This window comes from Streptomyces sp. NPDC002643, from assembly GCF_053592555.1.
The window spans coordinates 300926-326687 of record NZ_JBSFVY010000004.1; the positions used below are offsets into that span (position 1 = coordinate 300926).

A 25762-nucleotide genomic window follows, 5' to 3' on the forward strand; every position below is an offset into this window, starting at 1 on the left:
AGCTGAAAAGCCTCCGGGCGAAGCGGCAGATCGGAGCCGCGCAGAAGGCCTGGCAGAAGGCATGGCAGAAGGCCTGGCAGAAGTCCTGTCTGTCGAGAAACGAGTGCGCATGATCCTCACCGTCACCCCGAACCCCTCCCTCGACCGCACCTACGAGGTCCCCTCCCTCGACCGCGGCGAGGTCATCCGGGCCACCGGCGAACGCATGGACCCGGGCGGCAAAGGCGTCAACGTCTCCCGCGCGGTCGCCGCCGCCGGACAGCGCACCGTGGCCGTACTCCCCCTCGGTGGTGCGCCGGGCGCACTGGTCGCGGACCTGCTCGACGCCCAGGGGATCGAGGTGGCCCGCGTCCCGGTCGCCGGGGCGACCCGCTCCAACATCGCCCTCGCCGAGGCCGACGGCGTCCTGACGAAGGTCAACGCACCCGGCCCCGAACTCTCCCCCGCCGAACAGGAACTCCTCCTGGAGACCGTCCGCGCCCAGTCCGTCGACGCCTCCTGGATCGCCTGCTGCGGCAGCCTCCCGCGCGGGCTCGCCCCGTCCTGGTACGCCGAGGTCGTCGCCCGCGCGCATGCGGCGGGCGCCCGTATCGCCCTGGACACCTCCGGCCCCGCCCTCATCGCCGCCCTCCGCGAACGCCCCGACGTCGTCAAGCCCAACGCCGAGGAACTCTCCGAAGCCGTGGGCCGCCCCCTCGCCACCATCGGCGACGCCGTCAAGGCCGCCGAGGAACTCCGCGAGATGGGTGCCACCGCCGTACTCGCCAGCCTCGGCGCCGACGGCCAACTCCTGGTCGACGCCTCGGGAGCCTGGTACGGCAGCGCCCACGTGGACGTCGTCCGCAGCAACGTGGGCGCCGGCGACTCCTCCCTGGCCGGCTTCCTGATCGCCGGCGGCCGAGGGCCGGAAGCCCTTGCCTCCGCCGTGGCGCACGGAGCTGCCGCGGTGCAACTGCCGGGGAGCGTGATGCCCGCCCCGGGGGACCTGGATCTGGGCGCGGTGACGGTCACGGCGGAGGTGCCGGTGGACCGGGGGCTGAGGGAGGGGGTGTCGTGAGCGGGGGTGGGGGTATGGCCGGAATGAACGTTCGTTTTGTTTCGGGCCGCGGGGGTGTTGATGCTGTGGGGGCTCCGCGAGCGAACGTTCGTTTTGCGGCGCCCGCCCCCGACTCCGACGTAGCCCCAGCTCCGCGAACGAACCTTCGTTTTGCGTTACCCCACCTCACCCCAACGCCCCCTACCCCCCACACTCCCGTCACCCCCGTCCCCACCCCCGCCCACCACACTCCCCGGGCGATACGCGTGCGAAGGAGCCCGCGATGAGCGAGATGATCACCGCGGACCTGGTCGACCTCGACCTGTCCGCCGAGACGAAGGAAGCGGCGGCGCGTGCCCTCGCCGAGCGCATGGTGGCGAAGGGCCGGGTCACCGACCTGGACGGCTTCCTCGCCGATGTCGCCGCGCGTGAGGCCCAGATGCCCACCGGCCTCGACGGCGGTATCGGCATCCCCCACTGCCGTAGCGAACACGTCACCGAGCCGACCCTCGCCTTCGGCCGCAGCGCCGCCGGTGTCGACTTCGGCGCTGCCGACGGTCCCGCCGACCTGATCTTCCTGATCGCCGCCCCGGCCGGCGCCGACGACGCCCACCTCACGATCCTGTCCTCCCTCGCGCGCCAGCTGATGAACACCGAGTTCACGGACGCGCTGCGCGCCGTGGACGACGCGGCCCGCGCCGCCGCCCTCATCCGGGGCGACGCGGACGCGCGGCCCACCGAGGTCGCCGAGGTCACCGGCGGCGCCGACGGCACCTCGGGCACCGAAGACTCCGCGGCGGCGTCGGGCGGAACGGCCTCCCCCGACGCCGCCGCGGTCAGCACCACCCCGGACACGCCCTCCACCCCGCCCACCACGGATGGGCCCTCGGCCACCACGGACGACCCCCCGGCCGCCGAACCCGCCCCGGCCGCCCGCCCGTTCCGTATCGTCGCCGTCACCTCCTGCCCCACCGGCATCGCGCACACCTATATGGCCGCCGAGTCGCTAGAGAACGCGGGACGGGACACCGAGGGCGTCGAGGTCGTCGTCGAGCCGCAGGGCTCGGCCGGCTTCACCCGCCTCGACCCGGCGGTGATCGCCGCCGCCGACGGTGTGATCTTCGCCCACGACGTGCCCGTACGGGAGAAGGACCGGTTCGCCGGAAAGCCCACGGTCGACGTCGGTGTGAAGGCGGGCATCAACCGTCCCGCCGAACTGATCGCCGAGGTACGGGAGAAGGCCGCGCGCGGCGAGGTCACCGCGGCCGCACGACCCGGCGGCTCCACCCCCGTCGAACGCGCGGGCGAACCCGGCGAGGGCTACGGCACCAAGCTGCGCAAGTGGCTGATGTCCGGCGTGAGTTACATGGTCCCGTTCGTCGCGGCGGGCGGCCTCCTCATCGCCCTCGGCTTCGCGATCGGCGGCTGGGAGATCAACTCGGCCAAGCCGGTCACCGAGCACTTCGACTGGCTCCAGGTCGACAGCTGGGCCGCACTGCTGTTCCAGATCGGCGGCGTCGCCTTCGGCTTCCTGATCCCCGTCCTCGCCGGTTACATCGCGTACGGCATGGCGGACCGGCCCGGTCTCGTCCCCGGCTTCGTCGGCGGCATGATCGCGTCCAACATCAACGCCGGCTTCCTCGGTGGTCTGGCCGCCGGTCTGATCGCCGGTGCGGTCGTCATGGGCATCCAGCGGATCAAGATCCCGCCGGTGCTGCGCGGCATCATGCCGGTGGTCGTGATCCCGCTGGTCTCGTCGATGATCGTCGGCTTCCTGATGCTGGTGGTGATCGGCAAGCCCATCGCCGAGGCGCAGGAGGGCATGACGGACTGGCTGGACGGCCTCTCCGGTTCCAACGCCGTTCTGCTCGGCATCCTCCTCGGCCTCATGATGTGCTTCGACCTCGGCGGCCCGGTCAACAAGGTCGCGTACGCCTTCGCCACCGCCGGAATCGCCGTGCAGGACCCGAGCGACTCGGCGATGAAGGTGATGGCCGCCGTCATGGCCGCCGGAATGGTCCCGCCGCTGGGCATGGCCCTCGCCACCACCATCCGCAAGAAGCTGTTCACCACCGCCGAGCGCGAGAACGGCAAGGCGGCCTGGGTGCTCGGTGCCTCCTTCATCTCCGAGGGCGCGATCCCGTTCGCGGCGGCCGACCCGCTGCGGGTGATCCCGGCCTCCATGGCGGGCGGCGCGGTCACCGGCGCGCTGACCATGGCGTTCGGCTCGACCCTGCGCGCCCCGCACGGCGGCATCTGGGTCACCTTCCTGATCGGCAAGCCCGTCCTCTATCTGCTGGCCATCGCGGCCGGTACGGCGGTCACGGCCGGCCTGGTCATCGCCTTGAAGGGCATGCGCAAGACCCAGCCGGGTACGGCCGCCGGCTCCGCCTCCGCTCCCGCCGGCACGGAGGCCAAGCAGCCGGTCGCCGCCTGAGCACCACCCCGGCCACCACCACTCCGGTGACCACCACGTGGTGACCACCACGGGCACGTCGTACATCGGCCGCAGCTCTCGTGCAGAGGGCTGCGACCGCGCGCGTTCGCGCGCGGGGGCCATGTCCCGCGCGCCCCTTTGGGCGCCTTTACAACCCGTGTGACTTGTACGCCGTACCTGCGAGATACGTCACGGTCCGGGCACAAAGTCCCATCCGTTGGTGTCTACTGGTGGGCATGCCTGAGCACGTGTCGATCCTCCAGTTGGTGGGCGTGGCCGCCCTCGCCCTCGCGGCGGTCATCTGGGTCGCCGTGCTGGTCCGCGTACTGCGCCGGGACCGCGAGGTCCACCGCATCCGCTTCGCCGAACTGGCCCGCCGCCGCGGTGAACGCCTGCGGGCCCTGCCGCATCAGCGCCGCAGAGGCCCCCATGTCGAGCATGTGGAACTGACCCCGGCGGAACAGGACGCCTTCGCCTTCCTGGCCCGCCGCTTCAGCGACGACGGCCGCACCTGACCCACACCTCTACGTCGTGCGCGCCTATGCGCGCCTGTACGTCGTTCACCCGGCCCGGCGTTCCATCGCGTCCCGCGCCGCGTCCTCCGTGGTGTACACCTCGCACATATGGCGTCCGTCCGGAGTGCAGGTGTGCTCGACCTCCCACAGGGAGATCTCCTGGCCGTCGGTGAGTAGGAACGCGTGTTCGTAGAGCGAGAAGTTGGCCCCCGGCCGACCGCGCCGAGCGCGCCTGCTGGGGCGGCCGAAAGCCTGGGTGATCTCGTGTGCGAACGCTGTCCGCAGCAGCAGTGTGGCCAGCTCCCCACCGGGAGGGTCCGGGTTCTCCGCGCGCCGCAGCAGTCGCCGGGCATGGTCCGCCGAGTCGTCGAGAAGATACTCGTGACGCGGCTCCGGGAACGGCGTCAACTCCACCATGTCGGGCAGCTCGAAGTCCTCCGGGGAGTCCGGGGGCAACGGCAGCCGCGCGGTGGCGGCCCGCAACTCCTCCTCCTCGGTGTACACCTCGTGCTGGGTGTCGCTGCCCGGCGTCGTGTTGTGCGCGAGCTCCCACAACGTGACCGCGGAGCCGTCGGCGAGCAGCCAGGTGTGCCGGTACGTCGCCCGGTGCAGCCCCGAACTGTAGTGCGCGGAGTGCAGCGAGCTGTCGTGCGCGAGGGCGCAGTCGAGCTGCCGTATGGTCTCGTCGGGCAGTTCGAAGGAGTTCAGGGCGCGACCGAGGAGTCGCGCGAGGTGCTCCTCCGGAGACTCGGGCGACTCGGGTGGTTCGTACGCTGCCGTCTCGTACGGAACGCTCAAGGTTTCTCCCGGCGTTGCTGCATGTCACCTTGTGGGTGCATACCGTAGCCCCTCGGTCGGACATCATGTCCCCGAACCGAGAAACGTACGTCCATAAAACGACGTGGCCGCGCGGGCGGTTCCCGCGCGGCCGTACGAACTCCGGCCAACCCTCGGCCAGGGGGAGTTCACCGGGTGGATCACTTGGTCGTCATTCGGGCGGTATGCGGCGCACCGCTCACCTGGAACTCTCCGCTCCCGCCCCTCAGACCGCGCTGCCCGCGGTCCACGCGCTCCACGACATGTTCCAGCCGTTCAGGCCGTTGTCCGGCGCGACCGTGTCGTCGGGGGAGTTCTTGACGATCACGACGTCACCGATCAGCGAGTTGTCGAAGAACCACTTGCCCTCCGTGTCCCCCTGCGCCCCCTGCGCGTCCGCCAGACCGACACAGCCGTGGCTGGTGCCCTGACTGCCGAAGGGCGGGTTGGACCTGCTGTACCAGTAGTTGCCGTGGACGAAGGTGCCGGACGTCGTCAGCCGCATCGCGTGCGGCACGTCCGGGATGTCGTACTCCCCGCCGAACCCGACCGTCGAGCCGTTCATCCGCGTCTGCGTGAACTTCTCCGAGATCACCATCTGACCGTTGTACGTGGGGTTCTGCGCGCTACCGGCCGAGATCGGCACCGTCTTGAGTGTCTGACCGTCCCGAACGACCGTCATCGTCTGTGTGTTGACGTCCACCGTGGACACCTGCGAACGCCCGACGGTGAAGGTGACCGTCTTGTCCTGCACCCCGTACAGCCCGTTCGCGCCCTCGACGCCGTCCAGGTCGATCTTCATCGTGACCTTGGACCCGGCCTTCCAGTACTCCTCGGGCCGGAAGTCCAGCCGCTGCTCCCCGAACCAGTGCCCGACCACCTCCTGCCCACTGCTCGACGACACCGTGATGTGCGACTGCACGGCCTTCTTGTCCGTGATTGCCTTGTCGAACGTGAACGACACCGGCATCCCCACCCCGACCGTGGTGCCGTTGTCCGGCGTGTACGTCCCGATGAAGCTGTTGGCCGAAGAGACCGTCGTGAAGATGGAGTTGGCCGCCGACGTCTTCCCCTCGGTGTTCTTCGCCGTCGCCGAGATCTGGTACTTGGTGCCCCGCTCCAACTGCTCCTTCGGCTGCCAGGACCGCCCGTCCGCGGCTATCTCACCCGGTACCTCCGTCCCGCTCTCCGTCACCTTCATCGTCACCTCGGTCAGCTTGCCGCCGCTGACCTTCACCCCGGTCGCGTTGATCGACGCTCCCGTTGAACCGTCCTTCGCCGAGATCGTGATCCGCGCCGCCGAGTCCTTCGCCGACGTCTTCTCGCCGCCGCTGCCGTTGTCGGCCTTGGCGTCCCCACCGCATCCGGTGAGCGTCAACGCCCCGACCACCAGCACGGCACAGGCCACCGTCGCACGCCGCACAGCACTCTTCGGCCTCGTCACGATCTGCTCCACCTTCTCCGCGTCCGCGTGATCCGCACCATCCATGCGATCCGCGAGATCTGCGTGATCTATGTGATCCGCTCCAGTACGTGGAGAAAGAGTGCTTGTCGCTTCAACGGGTTCCCCCGACCCGGTCACGTGACAGAACCGGGACAATCGCCAACTCCGGTGCCGGGAGCCACCGCTGTGGCCGAAGCCCCCGACGGGATGGATGAGGAGCCGGGCGGTGGGGTTCCGGCGCCCCTACCGAGCCCCGTCGCCTCTGCCGTACAACTCCCCGTACGACGGCCACACTCCGCCCGGCCCGTCCACCGACTCCGCCGCCCGCACCGCCCTCACGATCGCCCGCGTCACCAAGTCGGCGCCCACCGCCAGGAGTTCGTTCAGGGCGAGAGGGCCGGCCTCGGGCGGCAGCGGACGGGCGCCCGTCGCCAGGGTGAAGACCGTGTCGCCGTCGTTGAGCAGATGGACCGGGCGCACGGCACGGGCGATGCCGTCATGCGCGGTGCCGGCCAACTTGTGGGCCTGGGCGCGGGTCAGCTCGGCGTCGGTGGCGACCACGGCGAGCGTGGTGTTGAGCGTCGGCGCCGAGTTCTTCGCCGCGATCTCCGCGAGCCTCAGCCGTGCCGCCTCATGAACTCCGGGCTCCGGACACGTCGTACGCCCCTGGAACAATTCCCCGTACAGCACCCCCGTCTCCGGATTCACCACTGATCCCGCCGCGTTGGCCACCACCAGCGCGGCCACCGTGATCCCCGAGCCGAGCACGGTGCTCGCCGTGCCGACCCCGCCCTTGAACTGCCCGACCGTGGCCCCCGTCCCGGCGCCCACACACCCCTGCTCCACCGGCGCACCCGGCCCGCTCGCGGCGGCCGCCTCCACCGCCGCCCGGCCCATGGCCGCATCCGGTCTGGCCCGGAAGTCGCCACCCCGGCCCAGATCGAAGACACAGGCGGCGGGCACCACCGGCACCACATGCCCGTGGTCGGGCCCGACCCGGACACCACGCCCCCGCTCCTCCAGCCAGGCCATCACCCCCGACGCGGAGTCCAACCCGTACGCGCTGCCGCCGGTCAGCACCAGCGCCTCGACCTTCTGCACCAGGTTCCTGGGGTCGAGCGCGTCCGTCTCCTTGGTGCCGGGGCCGCCGCCGCGCACATCGACGGCCGCGATCGCGCCGCCCTCCGGTGCCAGCACGACCGTGGTGCCGGTGAGCCAGCCGCCGTCGTTCCGGGTGGCGTGACCGACCCGCAGACCCGCCACATCCGTCAAAGCGTCAACTGTCATGGCCACCAGTCTCGTTCGTGTCGTCGACCAGGGGTGTGCGTGGGGCTCTGGAGAGCCGCCGGTGAGCCGGGAGCGATGTCAGAGAGCCCCGGGGCCGTCAGGAGGTCGCCTTCTCTGCCGCCGTCTGCTCCTTTCCGCTCCGGCGGGCGGTGAGTATCACGCCGACCGCCACCGTCGTCGCCGCAACGACACCCGCCGCCAGGACCGCCCAATGGCCCAGGAACGTGCACAGGACCGTCGCCAGCGCGGCCACTGGCAGGACCGCCTGCTGCGCCATCCCCACCTTGTAGTGGCGGGAGTGCAACGCCCAGACCGAGATCAGATACAGCGCCGTCGGCAGCGTCACCGCCGCGGACGCGGCCAGAGTGGAGATGTGCGCCTCGTGCACCGCCTCCTCCACGGCGACCTCCAGCCCGGCGCCGATCGCCGCGGCCGAGGCGAAGATCAGGTAGTGGCCGTAACCCCACAGGAAACTCTCCCTGTTGGAGCGCAGATGGCCGTGGATGGGCACCGTGAAGTAGATCCACCACGCGGCGAACACGATCAGCAGCCCGCCCACCGCGATGGGCAGCAACTCGCCCAGCGCGTCGTTCTCGTCGGCGGCCGACTTCACCGCGACCGTGGCCGCCAGGATCGTCTCGCCCAGCACGATGATGGTGAACAGGCCGTACCGCTCGGCGATGTGATGCGGATGCCAGGACGTGTTGAAGCTCTTCTCCGCGAACACCGGCACGCTCAGTTCGGCAATCGCCATCCCCAGGAACAGCCACGGTCTGGCCGACTCCGGCAGCGCCAGCAGCCCCAGCCAACCGATCTGGCACAGCACCACACCGGCCGCGTACCGCAGCGCCATGGTCCGCTCGCCGCTCGTCGCGGACCGTGCCGCTCTCAGCCACTGCGCGGTCATCGCCAGCCGCATGATCACGTAGCCGAGTACGACCAGCGTCCAGTCGTGGTCCTCGAAGGCCCGGGTCACCCCGGCGGCGAGCACCAGCACCCCCGCTATCTGGACCAGTGTCACGAGCCGGTAGAGCACGTCGTCGTTGTCGTACGCCGAGGCGAACCAGGTGAAGTTCATCCAGGCCCACCAGATCGCGAAGAAGACCATCGCGTAGTTCACGATGCCCTCGCCCGCGTGGCCCTCCGCAATCGCGTGCACCAACTGGACACCGGCCTGGGCGACGGCGACCACGAAGCACAGGTCGAAGAAGAGCTCCAACGGCGACGCGACCCGATGTTCCTCCCCGCGCCCCCGGGCGACCAGCCTGCGCAGCGCCGGACGCGCGGCGGAGGCGGGGTGCGAGGTTGAGGACGAGTGCGAGGGCGAGGCTATGGGTGAGCCGGTCGGAGGCGCGGCAGCGGGGGTGGGGCGGCCCGGTGCGGGGGTGGGCTCCGGGCCCGCACCCGAAGGGCCGGATGGACTCGAACGGGGCGTCATAGCGCCTAGCAGACCAGAAAACCCAGGGGAATTCTCGCGCGGACGTTCACCGGCACATGTGCCCGTGCTAGCCGGATGCCGGTGGTAGGCGGGGCCGTACCCTGGAGGCATGAGTACCGCCGCCGCCCCCGAACCGCGTGACCCCAAGGCCGCGCTGATCTTCGACGACCCGCTCAGCCGTCCGTCGTCCGACGACTCGGACCACGGCTGGGGCGAGCGACCCGCCGACGGCGGCGACAGCGCGGCCGACCTGAAGCGCTTCCTCAACGAGAAGCCGCCCCACCACCTCTGACCCCGTCGGACGGGAGCCATGAGGGCGCGGCACCACCGGCCGGCCGCCCAAGCCGCCCCGGGCGGCGTTACCCGCGGTCGTGGTCGGAGCCCCGCTGGGCCACCAAGGCGTCGCGGATCTCCTTCAGGACCTCCAGCTCGGTCACCTCGATGACCTCGTGGGTGCCCTCCTTCGCCTTGCGGCGGGCCTCCTGACGGGCCAGGTACTTGGCCATGGGCAGGACCATCAGGAAATAGACGACGGCCGCCGTGATCACGAAGCTCAGCGTCGCGCCGAGGACCGAGCCCCACGCGATCCGGATGCCGCTGGTCACGGTGCCGTCCGCGGCCACGACACAGGGGTCCTTCAGGCAGGAGGCGTAGCTGTCGAGGTTCTTGGTGCCGACGGCGCCCACCAGGGGGTTGATGACCCCCTTCACCACCGAGTTGACGATGTTGGTGAAGGCCGCGCCGATGACCACGGCGACGGCCAGGTCGACGACGTTCCCCCGCATCAGGAAGGCCTTGAAGCCCTCCCAGACGCTCGGCTCCTTCTTGTCGCTCACCACGAGGCCCTTCTGCACTGGTTGTTGTGGAACAAACGACTCCGCAACTTACGTCAGGGCATGGCCCGGGTGTCCAACTGGGTCCCTCCGCCGGGGGACTTGCCGGGCAGGTGTCGGTCTTCGGCGCAGTGCCTCCGCCGAGGCTCGGGCTCACCACAGGGTCACCGCCAGTCGGGAGGTGACACCGGCACCGGCCAGCTTTGCCGCCGTCGTGCGGGGCACCGACAGGACGATCAGGGCGCCGCTCTCCGTGGCGTCGGCGGCCGGCACCTCGGTGACCCGGGCGCCACGGGCGATCACACGCGCGGTGCCGCCGGCCGCGGCGGACTCCTCGGCGGCGATCACATCGACGCGGTCGCCCGGCCGCAACAGCCGTACCGTCGCTCCGTCGGCGATCCGGACGGGCGCCGCCACCTTCCCCGACCGGGAGCCGCCGTCGGCCCCCGCACCGGGCCGGGGCACAGGGTCCGCCACGGGGTGCCCCCTGACCCGTTCGGCTTCCCCGGGGCCCGCCGCCCCTGTCGCCAGCAGCGCGACGGCGGTCACCGCGAGGCCGGCCGCCATGGCCCTCCGCCGACAACGGGCCAGCCGCCGCAGCCGCCCCGCCCCACCGCGCACCCGCAGCGGGGCGAAGTGCGGGACCTCGCAGGTGGGCGGGGCATCGGTACCGGGAGGGCCTGCGGCCCAGGAGGGGGTGCGTGCGGGCTGTGAAAGGGGTGCGGGCGGGCGCACGGGCGAGGAGGACATGGAACCGGGCGTGGAACGGGGCATGGAACGGGACATGGGGTCACCACCTGCTGTCGTGAGATCGGCTTGCGGTCCCACGATGAGGCCTCGTGGCGAAGCCCGCTGCGACCGGTGGACTACTCGCCGGTTGTGGAAAACTCCGCCCCTCGAACGAGCGATTCCGCCCCCGCCGCCCCTACCCGTCCCCTCCACCAGGGGCGCCGCCCCTTCGACCCGGACCGGTTCGGGGCTGCCGCCCCCCAGGCCCCGGCCGAGTTGGGGGAGGGCCCGCCCAGCCCCGGCCGAGGTGAGGGAGGGGTTCGCCCAGCCCCGGCCGTCTTGAGGGAGAGGCTGTCCAGACCCCGGCCGTCTTGAGGGGGCTGCAGCGCCCAGGCCTCAGGCCCGAGTCAGGTTCCCCAGCTGCCGCCCCAGCCCCGGTCGGGAGCCGGGGCCGTCGACACAGCCCCCGTGCATGGCCCAGTCGCTCGTCGACACAGCCCCCAGTCAGCCCCTGGGGCTCGACCCAGCCCCCGTTGATGGTCCAGTCGCTCACGGCAGGTCGAAGCCAGGACTCATGCCGCCCAGGGCCTTCGTGCACAGGCAGTCGCGGCCCTTGTTCGGAGGGAGCGCGGCGACCGCGTCGAACAGGACGCCTCGGAGGCGGTCGATGTTGGCGGCGAAGACCTCCAGGACCTCCTCGTGGGAGACGCCCTCGCCGGTCTCGGCGCCGGCGTCGAGGTCGGTGACGAGGTTCAGGGAGGTGTAGCAGAGCTCCAGTTCGCGGGCGAGGATCGCCTCGGGGTGCCCGGTCATACCGACGACGGACCAGCCCTGCGCCCGGTACCACAGGGATTCGGCGCGAGTGGAGAAGCGGGGACCCTCGACCACGACCAGCGTGCCCCCGTCCACCGGTTCCCAGTCCCGACCGCGAGCCGCTTCGAGGGCGGCCTTCCGGCCGACGGGACAGTACGGATCGGCGAGCGAGACATGCACCACGTTGGGGGTCGTGCCATCGGGCCGGGGGATGCCGTCGAAGTACGTCTGGGCCCGGGACTGCGTACGGTCCACCAGCTGGTCGGGCACCAGCAGAGTGCCGGGGCCGTACTCCGGCCGCAGCCCGCCCACCGCGCACGGGCCGAGTATCTGGCGTGCCCCGACGGAACGCAGCGCCCAGAGGTTGGCGCGGTAGTTGATGCGGTGCGGCGGCAGATGGTGACCGCGACCGTGCCGGGGCAGGAACGCGACTCGTCGGCCCGCGATCTCGCCGAGGAAGAGCGAGTCGCTGGGCGGACCGTAGGGAGTGTCGACCTGTATCTCGGTCACGTCGTCGAGGAAGGAGTAGAACCCCGAGCCGCCGATGACGCCGATCTCCACCGGCCCGTTCGCCGCAGCTTCTGCCGCAGTCGCCATGTCGGACGCCGCACTCGCCACCACCGCCTCGGCTGCCGTATCCGCCGCGCCCGCCGCGTTCACCACATGCTCCGTGTTCGCCATGCCCGCACCCTAGCCGCACGCCGATCACCCCAGGCCGGGGTCCCCAGCCGCACGCCGATCACCTCCGGCCGGGCCCATGGCAGCACCTCGATCACCTCGGGCCGAGCCGATGGCCGTACCGCGATCACCCCCGGCCGGCCGCACCCGCGCCTAGCCCACCGACTACCGACCGCCCGATCGTGCACCCACGCGCGCGTGCCCGCACCGCCGGGGCGGGCGACCGCCACCCACCACCTCGGCCACCTCACCCGGAAACGCCGAAGACCCCGCCCGTCGTACGGCGACGACGGCAGGGTCCGGGCGGAGCAGGCGCTATGCGGCGGAGGAACTGCTGCTGGAGGAAGAACTCGTGGACGACGACTTCGAATCGGACGACGACGAGGACGACGTCGACGAAGAGGTCGTCGACGAAGACGACTTCGAGTCCGACGAGGACGACTTCGACGCGGGGCTGCTGCTCGACGACGAGCCGCGGCTGTCGTTGCGGTAGAAGCCGGAGCCCTTGAAGACGATGCCGACCGCCGAGAACACCTTCTTGAGGCGTCCATTGCAGCTGGGGCACTCGGTCAGGGCGTCGTCGGTGAACTTCTGCACCGCTTCGAGGCCCTCACCGCATTCGGTGCACTGGTACTGGTACGTCGGCACTTGTCTTCCTCCTGGCACTCTCACTCGATGAGTGCTAACGACTGTCCATAGTGACGCATTCCCCGGCGATCAGTCCACTGTCACCGGCACTCGGTGACCGATGACACGTGCGACGGTACGGCCGCGGGGCCTGGTCGCGAGACGCGAACGCAGGGCCACCAGGGTCGCGAACGCCAGTGCCGTACCGGCCATCGGCACCAGGAACCCGGCGCCGTCCCACAGCCGGTCCTCCAGTTGCCCGGCGGCCGTCACGGCGGCCGCCTGGCCGAGCGCGACCGCGCCGGTGAGCCAGGTGAACGCCTCGGTGCGGGCGCTGGCGGGCACCAGGCCCTCGACGAGCGTGTAGCCGGTGATCAGGGCGGGCGCGACGCACATGCCCACCAGGAGGCCGAGCGCGGCCAGGACGAGCACCGAGTCGGCGGTCCACAGGGTGGACGCCACGAGCGCGAGGGACGCGTAGCCGACGATCAGGCGGCGCCGGGGAACCACCTTCCAGGCGATCGCGCCGCAGACGACGCCGGAGAGCATGTTGCCGGCGGCGAAGACGCCGTACAGGACGCCGTTGAGACCGGGCTCGCCGATCGCCTCGGAGAAGGCGGCCAGCGAGACCTGCATACCGCCGAAGACGGAGCCGATGCCCAGGAAGACGACGATCAGGACGCGCACTCCGGGGACGGACAGGGCGGAGGCGTGCTCCACGCGTGCGTGGAGCATCGACACGGGCTTGGGCTGGGTGTCGCGCCGGGCGGCGAACAGCAGACCGCCGACCAGGGTGAGCGCGGCCTCGGTGAGCAGCCCGGCGGCCGGGTGCACGGCGGTACACAGGGCGGTCGCCAGCAGTGGGCCGAGCACGAAGGTCAGCTCGTCGGTGACGGACTCGAAGGCCGCCGCCGTGGTCATCAGCGGTGAGTCCTTGAGGGTGACGCCCCAGCGGGCGCGCACCATGGGCCCGATCTGCGGCACGGAGGCACCGGTCGGCACGGCGGCGGCGAACAGCGCCCACAAGGGGGCGTCCGCGAGCGCCAGAGCCGTCAGGGACGCGCCACCGAGGGCGTGCAGGACGACACCGGGCAGCAGGACGGCCCGCTGCCCGTACCGGTCGGCGAGACGGCCGCCGTAGGGGGCGAACAGCGCCATGGAGACACCGGTGGCGGCGGCCACGGCGCCCGCCGCCCCGTACGAGCCGGTGGTGTGCTGGACCAGCAGCACGATGGAGATCGTCAGCATCGCGAACGGCTGGCGGGCCGCGAAGCCGGGGAGGAGGAACGTCCAGGCGCCAGGGGTGCGCAGCAGCTGCCCGTAGCCGGGGCGGGACGCCTTCGAGGTGGTGGAGCTGTCCGAGGTGACCGTGGACGCCACGGCCGTGCCTTTCCGCCACCTGGTAGCGCGCCCCCCGGCTGCGGGGGATCGGGCGCCGAGAGCTGTCCTCTTGCGCTACTGCGGTAGATGCCGGCGCCCACAGGGAGGGGCGTCCCGACCGCCATACGGTCGCGCCAGCTCTGCGTCAGGCAGAGTTGGTCCGATCAAGTGCGCCTTCATCGTACAGGGTGATCATCTGATCAGCCTGTGAAAATGAGCACCATGACGCGCCACGCCTCTCATTTGTAGAGGGTGCGATCGGTATGAAACGCGCCCTTGACGACCGGCCGCAGCCCTAATGCCCGCCGGCACCGCCCGAACGCCTCCCGGGCCCGGAGCCCTCGTGGCCGTTGCCCGTGCCCAGCCAGCCCGCCAGCTTGCCGCCCTGGCCGACGGCGCGCAGCCGGCGTTCGGCGGCGTCGCGGACCGGGTCGGTGGCGACCACCAGGAGTTCGTCGCCGCGGCGCAGCACGGTCGTCGGCAGGGGCACGAAGGACTTGCCGTCGCGGACGACGAGGGTGACGGCGGCCCCCGCGGGCAGCCGCAGCTCGTTGACCTCGACGCCGTGCATCCGGGACTTGTCCGGGATGGCGACGGACAGCAGATGGCCGCGCAGCCGCTCCAGGGGCGCCGATTCGATGCCGAGGTCGGCGGCCTCCCCGGTCTCGCCCAGCTTCAGCTTGCGGGCCAGCCAGGGCAGGGTGGGCCCCTGGACGAGTGTGTAGACCACGACCAGCACGAAGACGATGTTGAAGATCCGGCGGCTGGCCTCGACGCCCTCGACCATGGGGATGGTCGCCAGGATGATGGGCACCGCGCCGCGGAGTCCGGCCCAGGACAGCAGCGTCTGCTCGCGCCAGGGCACCTGGAAGGGCAGCAGCCCGACGACGACGCTGAGCGGGCGGGCCACCATGGTGAGCACCAGGCCGATGACGAGCGCGGGCCAGATGTCGTCGCCCATCTCGTGCGGGGTGACGAGCAGGCCCAGCAGGACGAACATGCCGATCTGGGCGATCCAGCCCACCCCCTCGGCGAAGCCTCGCGTGGCGGGCCAGTGCGGCAGCCGGGAGTTGCCGAGGATCATGGCGGCCAGGTAGACGGCGAGGAAGCCGCTGCCGTGGGCGAGCGCGCCGGCCGCGTACGCGGTGACGGCGATGGCCATGACGGCGATCGGGTAGAGGCCGGAGGCGGGGAGCGCGACATGGCGGAGGCCGAACGCGCCGAGCCAGCCGATGGCCAGGCCGATCGCCGCGCCTATCGCCAGCTCCAGGGCTATCTCCCCGATCAGGACGTACCAGTGTTCGGCTGGCCCTGCCATGGAGAGCGAGGCGACGAGGATGACGACCGGGGCGTCGTTGAAGCCGGACTCGGCCTCCAAGGTGCCCGTCACGCGCGCGGGGAGGGGGATTCTGCGCAGCACGGAGAAGACGGCCGCGGCGTCCGTGGAGGACACCACCGCGCCGATGATGAGTGACTGACGCCACTCCAGCCCGATCAGATAGTGCGCGCCCGCGGCCGTGACCCCGACGCTCACCGCGACTCCGACCGTCGCCAGCGAGCCGGCGGCCGGCAGGGCCGGCTTGATCTCCTTCCACTTCGTGCCGAGGCCGCCCTCCGCGAGGATCACGACGAGGGCCGCGTAGCCGATGACCTGGGTCAGTTCGGCGTTGTCGAACTGGATGTCGCCGATGCCGTCCTGGCCCATGGCGATGCCGATGCCCAGGTAGACGAGCAGGCTGGGGAGCCCGCTGCGCGACGAGATCCGGACCGCGGCCACCGCGATGAGCAGGACGAGCGAGCAGACGAGCAGGAGCTGGTTGAGGTCGTGGACAGTCAGTGGCCGAACCTTTCTCGCCGAACCGCACGTGGGTGGGAGCACTGGACGCAGGGCGTCGAATGCGGGCACACGCGCGTGTGGGCATGCGAAGCCGATCACGAAAACCGTGCTTCTGTCAGTGCAAGTACTTCGTTACCTTACCTAACTCTTGACGATTTCTTGACGCTTTCGAGGGCAAGATCGAACGTCCGTCCGCGCCAGTTCCCGACTCCGCGTCAAGTGGTGTCGGGCCCTGCGCCTATGGTTGCTCCAGCGTTCAGTACAAAGCACAGCCCGACCTGCCGCTCGTGTTAGGACAGCAAGGACAGCGATGCCCACCGACACCACCGCCTCCTCCGGCCAGCAGTCCGGCAAGTCCGGCAGGAAGAAGGGGCGCAAAGCCCGGCTGCTCCTGATCGTCCTGGTCCTGGCCATCATCGGCGGCGTCGGCTACGGGGCGTTCTGGTCCGTCAGCACGGTGCGCGCCTCGTTCCCGCAGACCAAGGGCTCGATAACCCTGGAGGGACTGTCCGGACCCGTCGACGTCAAGCGCGACGGCTATGGCATCCCGCAGATCTACGCCTCCTCCGACGAGGACCTGTTCATGGCGCAGGGCTACGTCCAGGCGCAGGACCGGTTCTACGAGATGGACGTGCGCCGCCACATGACGGCCGGCCGTCTGTCGGAGATGTTCGGCAAGAGCCAGATCGACAACGACGAGTTCCTGCGCACCCTCGGCTGGCACCGCATCGCCGAGGAGGAGTACAAGTCGACGCTCTCGGCGGAGACCAAGAAGTACCTCGACGCCTACGCCAAGGGGGTCAACGCCTACCTCGCGGGCAAGGACGCCGATGAGATCTCCCTGGAGTACGCCGCCCTCGGCTTCACGGGCGACTACGAGCCCGAGGAGTGGACCCCGGTCGACTCGATCGCCTGGCTGAAGGCGATGGCCTGGGACCTGCGGGGCAACATGCAGGACGAGATCGACCGCGCCCTGATGACCAGCCGCCTCGGCCCGAAGCAGATCGCCGACCTGTACCCGGACTACCCCTACGACCGCAACAAGGCGATCGTGCAGGAGGGCGAGTACGACGAGCTGAACAAGGTCTGGAGCGACGACGCGCAGTCCTCGCAGAACGGCCAGGGCTCCACACAGGGCACTGACGGTACGGGAACGGGCGTGGGCACTGCCGGGACCTCCTCGGACTCCACGGGCCTCCAGAGCCAGCTCACGGGCCTCTACGACGTCCTCGACGACCTGCCCGAGGCCGTCGGAGCGAACGGCAACGGCATCGGCTCCAACTCCTGGGTCGTCTCCGGCGACCACACCATCACCGGCAAGCCGCTGCTCGCCAACGACCCGCACCTCGGCCCCACACTGCCCTCGGTCTGGTACCAGATGGGCCTGCACTGCACGTCGGTCTCCCAGAAGTGCCAGTACGACGTGGCCGGTTACACCTTCGCGGGCATGCCCGGCGTGATAATCGGTCACAACGCCGACATCTCCTGGGGCATGACCAACTCCGGAGTGGACGTCACCGACCTCTACCTGGAGAAGCTCACCGGCGACGGCTACGAGTACGGCGACAAGGTGAAGCCCTTCGAGACCCGCGAGGAGACCATCGAGGTCGCCGGCGGGGACTCCAAGACGATCGTCGTCCGCTCCACCAACAACGGCCCCCTGCTCTCCGACCGCAACGACGAACTCGTCCAGGTCGGCAAGAAGGCCACCGTCGACCAGGACGCCCCCGACCGCGGCGACGGCTACGGCATCGCCCTGCGCTGGACCGCCCTCGAACCCGGCACCACCATGGACGCCGTCTTCGCCATGAACCGGGCCGCGAACTGGGACGACTTCCGCGAGGCCGCGGCCCTCTTCGACGTCCCCTCGCAGAACCTGATCTACGCCGACACCGAGGGCCACATCGGCTACCAGCTGCCCGGCAAGATCCCCACGCGCGGCAAGGGCGACGGATCGGTGCCCGCACCGGGCTGGGACCCCAAGTACCGCTGGACCGGCTACATCGACGAGGACGAACTGCCGTACGAGTACGACCCGGAGCGCGGCTACATCGTCACCGCCAACCAGGCCGTCGTCGACAAGGAGGCGGACGGCTACCCGTACACCCTGACCACCGACTGGGGCTACGGCACGCGCGCGCAGCGCATCACCAGCCTCATCGAGTCGAAGATCAAGGGCGGCGGCAAGATCTCCACCGAGGACATGCGGCAGATGCAGATGGACAACAGCAGCGAGATCGCCAAGCTGCTGGTGCCGCTGCTGCTGAAGATCGACGTCGACGACAAGGACGTCCGCGAGGCGCAGAAGCTCCTGGAGGGCTGGGACTACACCCAGGACGCCGACTCGGCCGCCGCCGCGTACTTCAACGCGGTCTGGCGCAACATCCTCAAGCTCGCCTTCGGCAACAAGCTGCCCAAGGAGCTGCGCGTCGAGGGCCAGTGCCTGTCGGTCGAGCCGGTCGACAGCACCGGCCCGGCGGACGAGGACCAGCGCGTCCGCGAGTGCGGCCGGCGTGACGCCGACCAGGCGCAGCCCGACGGCGGCGACCGCTGGTTCGAGGTGGTCCGCCGGATCATCGACGACCAGGACAACGACTGGTGGTCCACCCCGAAGACGCGCACCTACCGACAGGCCGCCGACACCCGCGACGAGCTGTTCAAGCGCGCCATGTGGGACGCCCGTTGGGAGCTGACCGCCAAGCTCGGCAAGGACATCGACACCTGGAGCTGGGGCCGGCTGCACCGGCTGTTCCTGAAGAACCAGACCCTCGGCACCGAGGGCCCCGGCTTCGTGAAGTACATGCTCAACCGCGGCCCCTGGAAGCTCGACGGCGGCGAGGCCGCGGTCAACGCCACCGGCTGGAACGCGGCGGGCGGCTACGAGGTGGTCTGGGTGCCCTCGATGCGCATGATCGTGAACCTCGGGGACCTCGACAAGTCCAAGTGGATCAACCTCACCGGGGCCTCCGGCCACGCGTACAGCGCGCACTACACCGACCAGACCGACAAGTGGGCCAAGGGCGAGCTGTTGACCTGGTCGTTCTCGGAGAAGGCGGTCGAGAGCGGTACGAGTGACACACTGCTTCTGAAACCGTGACCTCCGGCTGAACCCGGAAAGCGGCCTCCACGCGTGCGCGGAGGCCGCTTTCGCATCCGGGTCACCGGAACCGGCGTACTCCCGAAGGGGTCACCACCGCGTGCACGGGACGGTCGTGCGGCTCCTCCGGGACATGGTCGACCACCTCGGTGTCGTACAGCAGGACCACCAACGCCGGGTCGGCGCCCGCTCGCTCCAAGCGGGCCAGAACGCGGTCGTAGGAGCCGCCGCCCCGGCCCAGGCGCATCCCGCGCGCGTCCACGGCCAGGCCCGGCAGGAGGACCGTGTCGGCCTCCGCGACGGCCTCCGGGCCCAACCGCTCGCCCGTCGGTTCCAGCAGGGGGATCTTTCCGGCGTGCTGCACGCGCGCGAGGGAGGGCTCGCCCTCGTAGACGGCCCAGTCGAGGTCGTTGTCGGGGAGGAGGACGGGCAGCAGGACGCGTACACCGCGCGCGTGGAGTGTGTCCAGAAGCGCGAGGGTGCCCGGCTCGGTGCCCACGGAGACATACGCCGCCACCGTGCGCGCCTGCGCCAACTCGGGCAGTTCCAGGGCCCGGACGGCAAGACCGTCCATCGCTTTCCGGACGTCATCCGCCGTCAACCCGCTCCTCACCAGGAGGAACTCTTGTCGCAACAATCGCTTGGCAGACTCCGCCCCGCGTCCCGTCCGGCCCATCAGTCGCTCCAGTACTGTTCGTAATCGGCTCATATGAGAGCGAATTAACCGGAGCCACAGATTCCCCACAAAGGCGCCGGATAAGGTTGCGCCCATGACTCAGGCGAACCCCACGATCAGCAAGGCTGTCATCCCCGCGGCGGGTCTAGGGACCCGGTTCCTTCCGGCCACCAAGGCGACTCCCAAGGAGATGCTGCCGGTCGTGGACAAGCCGGCGATCCAGTACGTGGTCGAAGAGGCCGCGTCGGCGGGGCTCGACGACGTCCTGATGATCACCGGTCGCAACAAGCGTCCCCTGGAGGACCACTTCGACCGCAACTACGAGCTGGAATCCGCCCTGCAGAAGAAGGGCGACGCCGGCCGGCTGGCCAAGGTCCAGGAGTCCAGCGACCTCGCCACCATCCACTACGTACGCCAGGGCGACCCCAAGGGACTCGGCCACGCCGTCCTGTGCGCCGCCCCCCACGTGGGCGACGAACCCTTCGCCGTCCTCCTCGGCGACGACCTGATCGACCCGCGCGACCCGCTTCTGAAGCGCATGGTCGAGGTGCAGGAACAGAACGGCGGCAGCGTCATCGCGCTCATGGAGGTCGCCCCCGAGCAGATCCACCTCTACGGCTGCGCCGCCGTGGAGGTCACCGAGGACGCCGACGTCGTCAAGGTCACCGGCCTGGTCGAGAAGCCGGAGCCGACCGACGCACCGTCGAACTACGCGATCATCGGCCGCTACGTCCTCGCCCCGCAGATCTTCGAGGTGCTGCGCGAGACCGAGCCGGGCCGCGGCGGCGAGATCCAGCTCACCGACGCCCTCCAGCAACTCGCCGCGGACGAGAAGGTCGGCGGCCCCGTGCACGGCGTCGTCTTCAAGGGCCGCCGCTATGACACCGGCGACCGCGGCGACTACTTGCGTGCCATTGTCAGACTCGCATGCGAACGTGAAGACCTGGGCCCGGACTTCCGGACCTGGCTTCGCACATACGTAGCCGAGGAGATGTAGTCACGTTGAGCACCGCCGCGACCCGCACCACCGGCCGGGACCACTTCTGGTCGGTGACCGAGCACCTGGAGGACATCCTCGCCACCGTCCGCCCCCTGGAACCCATCGAGCTGCAACTCCTCGACGCCCAGGGCTGCGTCCTGGTCGAGGACGTCACGGTGCCGGTCTCGCTGCCACCGTTCGACAACAGCTCGATGGACGGGTACGCGGTACGGGTCGCGGACATCGCGGGCGCGAGCGAGGAGTTCCCGGCGGTGCTCACGGTCGTCGGCGACGTGGCGGCGGGCCAGGCCGAGCAGATCCAGGTGGGCCCCGGAGAGGCCGCCCGCATCATGACCGGCGCCCCGCTCCCGCCCGGCGCCGAGACGGTCGTCCCCGTGGAGTGGACCGACGGCGGCCTCGGCGAGGGCCCCGTCTCCGGGATGCGGGCCCGCAGCGCGAGCCCCGAGGACGCCACCGGCCAGGTCGCCGTCCACCGCGCCGCCGAGGCACGCGCGCACGTACGCGCGAAGGGCAGCGATGTGAAGGCCGGCGACCGCGCCCTCGACGCCGGCACCGTCCTCGGCCCGCCCCAGATCGCGCTGCTCGCAGCCATCGGCCGCGCGTCCGTACGCGTACGCCCGCGCCCGCGCGTGGTGGTGCTCTCCACCGGCAGCGAACTGATCCCACCCGGCGAGACCCTGGGCACCGGCCAGATCTACGACTCCAACAGCTTCGCCCTCACCGCCGCCGCCCGGGACGCCGGAGCGATCGCCTACCGCGTGGGCGCCGTCGCCGACGACGCCGAGACCCTCCGCTCCACCATCGAGGACCAACTCGTCCGCGCCGACCTCGTCGTCACCACCGGCGGCGTGAGCGTGGGCGCGTACGACGTCGTCAAGGAGGCGCTGGAGTCCGTCGGAGACGAGGACGAGGAGGGCGCCGGCATCGACTTCCGCAAGCTCGCCATGCAGCCCGGCAAACCCCAGGGCTTCGGCACCATCGGCCCCGACCACACCCCGCTGCTCGCCCTCCCCGGCAACCCGGTGTCGTCGTACGTCTCCTTCGAACTGTTCGTCCGCCCCGCCATCCGCACCCTGATGGGCCTGGACGACATCCACCGCCCCACCACCACAGCGACACTCAGGACGCCCAAGGCGCTCACCTCGCCCAAGGGACGCCGCCAGTTCCTGCGGGCCACGTACAAGGACGGCGAGGCCACCCCCGTAGGGGGCGCCGGATCGCATCTCGTGGCCGCCCTGGCGCACGCCGACGCGCTCATCGTGATCCCCGAGGACGTCGAGTCGGTCGAGCCCGGCACCGAGGTCCAGGTGGTCCTGCTGGGCTGAGCGGCGAGGGTGTCCCACGGCCCGCGCGGCGGCCGCCGTAGGGCCCAGCGGTGGGTGACACCGGTGCCGTGGCGCCGACGGCCCGCGAGCGGGGGCGCCGCCCCGCTCGGCCGAACCGTCGGCGTTGGCGTACCGTGTCGCGCACGACAAGGCCGCGCGCCGCACCGCGACGGGCCCCGACCGGGAGCGCCACACCACCATGAGTACGCCGCAGGACCGACTGACCCACATCGACGAGGCGGGGGCAGCCCGCATGGTCGACGTCTCGGGGAAGGACGTGACCGCGCGCACCGCCCGCGCCAGCGGCCGGGTCCTCGTCTCGCCCAAGGTCGTCGAACTGCTCCGTGGCGAGGGCATGCCCAAGGGCGACGCGCTCGCCACCGCGCGCATCGCGGGCATCATGGGCGCCAAACGGACCCCCGACCTCATCCCGCTCTGTCACCCGTTGTCAGTGGCGGGTGTCAAGCTTGATCTGTCGGTCGCGGACGACGCCGTCGAGATCCTCGCCACCGTGAAGACCACGGACCGTACGGGCGTCGAGATGGAGGCCCTGACCGCGGTCTCCGTCGCCGCGCTCACCGTGGTCGACATGGTCAAGGCGGTCGACAAGGGGGCGGTCATCACGGACGTACGCGTGGAGGAGAAGACGGGCGGCAAGTCGGGCGACTGGAGCCGGTCATGACGAGCGCCGCGCACGACGCGTCGGCCGGGGGCGCCCCCGCCGCGCCGTACCGCGCCCTGGTCGTCACCGCCTCCAACCGGGCCGCCGCCGGGATCTACGAGGACAAGGGCGGCCCCCTGATCGCCGAGGGCCTCGCCGGGTTCGGCTTCACCGTGGAGGGGCCCCAGATCGTGCCGGACGGCGACCCGGTGGAGGCCGCGCTGCGGGCGGGCGTCGACGCCGGGTACGACGTGATCGTGACCACCGGCGGCACGGGCGTCTCGCCCACCGACCGCACCCCCGAGGCCACCCGCGCGGTCCTCGACCACGAGGTGCCCGGCATCCCCGAGGCCATCAGGGCGTACGGCCGCGACAAGGTGCCCACGGCGGCGCTCTCCCGGGGTCTCGCCGGAGTCGCCAGCCGCACTCTGATCGTCAACCTCCCGGGCTCCACCGGAGGCGTACGGGACGGCCTGGCCGTACTGGAACCCCTGCTGACCCACGCCGTGGACCAACTCCGGGGCGGAGACCACCCGAGGCCGGCCGGTGAGGATCGTCCGAGGCCGGCCGGGGGCGGCGGACACCGGAGGGTGACCGGCGGGGGCGAGAGCGCCCCGGTCGACGAGGACCCCTCCAGATCCCGTGGGGGTGCGAGCTGAACAGCCCATCCTGGCCCGTGGTGCTGGTGGACGGCGAGGTGCTCCTCCGGCCCATAAGGATGCGCGACCAAAGGGCCTGGCGCGAGGTCAACCGGCGCAACCGGGACTGGCTGCGGCCCTGGGAGGCGACCATTCCGCCGCCCACGCCCAGCGGGCCGATCGCGCATCGGCCGACATACCGTCAGATGGTGCGCCATCTGCGGGCGGAGGCGAACGCGGGCCGGATGCTGCCGTTCGTGATCGAGTACCAGGGGCGCCTGGTGGGGCAGTTGACGGTCGCCGGGATCACCTGGGGCTCGATGTGCTCCGGGCATGTGGGCTACTGGGTCGACGAGTCGGTCGCCGGGCGCGGGGTGATGCCGACGGCCGTGGCGCTCGTCGTCGACCACTGCTTCCGTACCGTCGGACTGCACCGCATCGAGGTCTGCATTCGGCCCGAGAACCGGCCCAGCAGGCGGGTCGTGGAGAAACTCGGATTCCGCGAGGAAGGCCTGCGTCCACGATATCTTCACATTGACGGCGCCTGGCGCGACCATCTCGTCTTCGCGCTCACCGCCGAAGAGGTGCCGGAAGGACTGCTGGGGCGCTGGCAGCGCGAACGCGCGCGGAAGGCACGGGACACCAGGAGCGCCGGTTCCGACGCGGGCAAGCCGGGGCAGACTCAGTAATCCGGGCTCGAAAAGCCGCCCGCGCGGCCCCGGACCGGCCTGGGCGGCAACCGCATCGGTCGTGCCGACGACGACCCCAAGAAATGAAATATATGTTCGAAAAAGGGGTTCGATCGGCGATCGAGTTGAACGAGTCGCGGCGTTCTTGGCGCGTTAATTTCCGGCTCTCGATGGCCTGCTGATCGCATCGGTCACAAAAAAAGCTCGAAATATCAGCCAGATCGTGCGACACACCGGCCCAATTGGCAGATGGCCTCATGCAAACCCCTCTACCGTGTGAGGCGTGAGCAGCAGCGGCCTCATCTACGCAGTCATCGTCGGGGCCTGGGCCGCCTACTTGGTGCCGATGTGGCTCCGTAGGCAGGACGAGCTGAACGAGGCTCGTCCGACGGAACGCTTCAGCACCGCCATCCGGCTGCTTTCCGGACGGGCGGGCATGGAGCGCCGATACGCCAAGGACCTGCGGGCGCGCTCCACCGATACGGGGGAGTTCGACGCCGACCCGGACGGCGCCACCGACTCGGTGGACGTCCGGGCCTTCGCCATGCCCCCGCACCGGGAGCACACGAAGGCCCAACTGCCAGTGGAGCGGGGTGAATCGCCGCAGGCCGCGCAGCAGCCGCAGTCCGGAGTGAAACCGGGAGCGGGAGCCCATGGAGCCCACGGGGCTTCTATCGCTCCTGGGGCTTCCGGTGCTCCTGGGATGCCCGGGGTGTCTGGGCCTCCGCAGGCGAAGGCGCTGCCGCAGCAGGGCGGCAGGGACTCGGGCAAGCCGATGGCGGCCGCCGGTGGCGCGGGCAGACGGGCGAGGGGCGTACGCCGGGGTAATTCGGCGGAGGCTGTGGCGCGGGCCCGGCGCTCGAAGGTGCTCGCGCGCCGGAGGCGTACGACGGTCCTGCTGTTCCTCGCCTTCACGCTGGGCGCGGTCGTGGCGGCGGTCGGAGGGTTGGCGTTCCTGTGGGCGCCCGCCGTGCCGGCGGTGCTGTTGAGCGTGTACATCGCGCATCTGCGCCGCCAGGAGCGGAAGCGGTTCGCGTACACCATGGACCGGCGACAGGCGGAGGTCGCGGCGCAGCGGTTGCGGGAGCGGCAGCCCTCTCGGCGGCGGCCGGTGCCGGACCCGGCGGACACCGACGAGCCGGAGGACGGTCCAGAGAACGAGGAGAACAGGCCCGATCTGACCGCGCTCGCGGCCGACCGCCGTGCCCTCGTCGAGCAGACCGACCACGCCGAGTGGGTCGATCAGCAGCGTGAGCGCCAGCGGCGCCCCGGTCAGGGCGAGAGCTGGGACCCCGTTCCCGTCCCCCTCCCGACGTATGTCACCGCGCCGGTGGCGCCCCGGGCCACGTCCGGTGTCGACCTGTGCGGGCCGGACGCGTGGAGTTCGGCGCGCTCCAGCGCGGCCGAACCGCAGGGCTCGCCGAGCGGGCAGGGACAGGCTTCGGGTGGTGGTGCGTCCTCGGCGGGTGGCGCGTCTGCGGGTGAGGCGGGTGCTGGCGGGCGCGGGGCGTCCGAGGCGAAGGGTGAAGGCGATCGGTCGTCGGCTCCGGCCGGTGGTGAGGCAGCGGCGTCCAGCGACGCCTCCGAGGGCGGCCGTTCCGACGCCCGCCGCCGCGCCGCCTCCGCGCGCCGCTCCCGCGAGCGGGGACGTACGCCGCTCTTCGACCAGTACGAGGACGGCGACCGCCCCCGAGCGGCCAACGAGTGACCTTGGGCGCACCGAGTCCCACGAGCGACCTTCGGCCCCTGGAACTCCACTCCGCCGACCAGGCTGACCAGCCAGGAGCCGCCCGGATGCGGGCCGGG

The 25762-nt window shown here is 70.9% G+C and carries 22 protein-coding genes; 11 read left to right on the forward strand and 11 right to left on the reverse strand.

The window, feature by feature from the left end:
* Positions 1–109 precede the first annotated feature (109 nt).
* From pfkB to ACWD4G_RS08305, 3 genes are all read left to right on the forward strand, one after another.
* A complete protein-coding gene (gene pfkB, locus ACWD4G_RS08295; protein WP_451291439.1) occupies positions 110–1057 on the forward strand; it encodes a 1-phosphofructokinase in 948 nt (315 codons plus the stop codon).
* Positions 1058–1319: 262 nt separating this feature from the next.
* Complete coding sequence (locus tag ACWD4G_RS08300; RefSeq protein WP_451291441.1) at positions 1320–3473, forward strand: PTS fructose transporter subunit IIABC; 2154 nt, start codon at positions 1320–1322, stop codon at positions 3471–3473.
* A 236-nt stretch (positions 3474–3709) separates the two neighbouring features.
* On the forward strand, positions 3710–3988 hold the full coding sequence (locus ACWD4G_RS08305) for a hypothetical protein (RefSeq protein ID WP_451291443.1): 279 nt from the start codon (positions 3710–3712) through the stop codon (positions 3986–3988).
* Positions 3989–4033: 45 nt separating this feature from the next.
* Here the strand turns inward: ACWD4G_RS08305 and ACWD4G_RS08310 are convergent, their stop codons facing one another.
* From ACWD4G_RS08310 to ACWD4G_RS08325, 4 genes are all read right to left on the reverse strand, one after another.
* A complete protein-coding gene (locus tag ACWD4G_RS08310; RefSeq protein ID WP_451291445.1) occupies positions 4034–4786 on the reverse strand; it encodes a DUF6227 family protein in 753 nt (250 codons plus the stop codon).
* A gap of 244 nt (positions 4787–5030) precedes the next feature.
* On the reverse strand, positions 5031–6248 hold the full coding sequence (locus ACWD4G_RS08315; RefSeq protein WP_451291691.1) for a L,D-transpeptidase: 1218 nt from the start codon (positions 6246–6248) through the stop codon (positions 5031–5033).
* Between the two features lie 243 nt (positions 6249–6491).
* Complete coding sequence (locus ACWD4G_RS08320; RefSeq protein ID WP_451291446.1) at positions 6492–7535, reverse strand: P1 family peptidase; 1044 nt, start codon at positions 7533–7535, stop codon at positions 6492–6494.
* Positions 7536–7632: 97 nt separating this feature from the next.
* Positions 7633–8973 (reverse strand): low temperature requirement protein A, encoded by a 1341-nt coding sequence (locus tag ACWD4G_RS08325; protein ID WP_451291448.1) that lies wholly within the window; start codon positions 8971–8973, stop codon positions 7633–7635.
* A gap of 109 nt (positions 8974–9082) precedes the next feature.
* On the opposite strand from ACWD4G_RS08325, the gene ACWD4G_RS08330 reads away from it, so the two are divergent.
* Positions 9083–9265: a hypothetical protein gene (locus ACWD4G_RS08330; protein WP_451291450.1), complete on the forward strand. Its 183-nt coding sequence runs from the start codon at positions 9083–9085 to the stop codon at positions 9263–9265.
* 67 nt (positions 9266–9332) lie between these two features.
* On the opposite strand, the gene mscL is transcribed toward ACWD4G_RS08330, so the two are convergent.
* From mscL to ACWD4G_RS08360, 6 genes are all read right to left on the reverse strand, one after another.
* Positions 9333–9809 carry a large conductance mechanosensitive channel protein MscL gene (gene mscL, locus ACWD4G_RS08335; protein WP_451291452.1) on the reverse strand — a complete coding sequence of 159 codons (477 nt, stop codon included), beginning with the start codon at positions 9807–9809 and terminating at the stop codon, positions 9333–9335.
* A gap of 150 nt (positions 9810–9959) precedes the next feature.
* Positions 9960–10592 (reverse strand): hypothetical protein, encoded by a 633-nt coding sequence (locus tag ACWD4G_RS08340; RefSeq protein ID WP_451291454.1) that lies wholly within the window; start codon positions 10590–10592, stop codon positions 9960–9962.
* A 492-nt stretch (positions 10593–11084) separates the two neighbouring features.
* Positions 11085–11945 (reverse strand): S-methyl-5'-thioadenosine phosphorylase, encoded by an 861-nt coding sequence (locus tag ACWD4G_RS08345; protein ID WP_451291693.1) that lies wholly within the window; start codon positions 11943–11945, stop codon positions 11085–11087.
* A gap of 396 nt (positions 11946–12341) precedes the next feature.
* Positions 12342–12674, reverse strand: a complete 333-nt coding sequence (locus ACWD4G_RS08350; RefSeq protein ID WP_451291455.1) for an FmdB family zinc ribbon protein — start codon at positions 12672–12674, stop codon at positions 12342–12344.
* A gap of 69 nt (positions 12675–12743) precedes the next feature.
* Positions 12744–14033, reverse strand: coding sequence for an MFS transporter (locus ACWD4G_RS08355; RefSeq protein ID WP_451291456.1), 1290 nt, complete (start codon positions 14031–14033; stop codon positions 12744–12746).
* Positions 14034–14328: 295 nt separating this feature from the next.
* The gene (locus ACWD4G_RS08360; RefSeq protein WP_451291457.1) at positions 14329–15939 is read right to left on the reverse strand and encodes a potassium/proton antiporter; all 1611 of its coding nucleotides are present in this window, start codon (positions 15937–15939) and stop codon (positions 14329–14331) included.
* Positions 15940–16180: 241 nt separating this feature from the next.
* On the opposite strand from ACWD4G_RS08360, the gene ACWD4G_RS08365 reads away from it, so the two are divergent.
* Positions 16181–18967: a penicillin acylase family protein gene (locus tag ACWD4G_RS08365; RefSeq protein ID WP_451291459.1), complete on the forward strand. Its 2787-nt coding sequence runs from the start codon at positions 16181–16183 to the stop codon at positions 18965–18967.
* Between the two features lie 61 nt (positions 18968–19028).
* Here ACWD4G_RS08365 and ACWD4G_RS08370 read toward each other — a convergent pair whose 3' ends face one another.
* A complete protein-coding gene (locus tag ACWD4G_RS08370; RefSeq protein ID WP_451291461.1) occupies positions 19029–19643 on the reverse strand; it encodes a 5-formyltetrahydrofolate cyclo-ligase in 615 nt (204 codons plus the stop codon).
* A 94-nt stretch (positions 19644–19737) separates the two neighbouring features.
* Here ACWD4G_RS08370 and galU point away from each other — a divergent pair, with 94 nt between their 5' ends.
* From galU to sepX, 6 genes are all read left to right on the forward strand, one after another.
* Positions 19738–20640 carry a UTP--glucose-1-phosphate uridylyltransferase GalU gene (galU, locus tag ACWD4G_RS08375; RefSeq protein WP_451291463.1) on the forward strand — a complete coding sequence of 301 codons (903 nt, stop codon included), beginning with the start codon at positions 19738–19740 and terminating at the stop codon, positions 20638–20640.
* A 5-nt stretch (positions 20641–20645) separates the two neighbouring features.
* The gene (glp, locus tag ACWD4G_RS08380; protein WP_451291465.1) at positions 20646–21968 is read left to right on the forward strand and encodes a molybdotransferase-like divisome protein Glp; all 1323 of its coding nucleotides are present in this window, start codon (positions 20646–20648) and stop codon (positions 21966–21968) included.
* A 199-nt stretch (positions 21969–22167) separates the two neighbouring features.
* Positions 22168–22650, forward strand: coding sequence for a cyclic pyranopterin monophosphate synthase MoaC (gene moaC / locus ACWD4G_RS08385; protein WP_451291695.1), 483 nt, complete (start codon positions 22168–22170; stop codon positions 22648–22650).
* Positions 22647–23288 carry a MogA/MoaB family molybdenum cofactor biosynthesis protein gene (locus ACWD4G_RS08390; protein WP_451291467.1) on the forward strand — a complete coding sequence of 214 codons (642 nt, stop codon included), beginning with the start codon at positions 22647–22649 and terminating at the stop codon, positions 23286–23288. The genes moaC and ACWD4G_RS08390 overlap by 4 nt, the downstream gene beginning before the upstream one ends.
* Before the next feature lie 17 nt (positions 23289–23305).
* Positions 23306–23956, forward strand: a complete 651-nt coding sequence (locus tag ACWD4G_RS08395; RefSeq protein WP_451291469.1) for a GNAT family N-acetyltransferase — start codon at positions 23306–23308, stop codon at positions 23954–23956.
* Positions 23957–24239: 283 nt separating this feature from the next.
* Positions 24240–25664 carry a divisome protein SepX/GlpR gene (gene sepX, locus ACWD4G_RS08400; protein ID WP_451291471.1) on the forward strand — a complete coding sequence of 475 codons (1425 nt, stop codon included), beginning with the start codon at positions 24240–24242 and terminating at the stop codon, positions 25662–25664.
* The last annotated feature ends 98 nt before the right edge of the window (positions 25665–25762 follow it).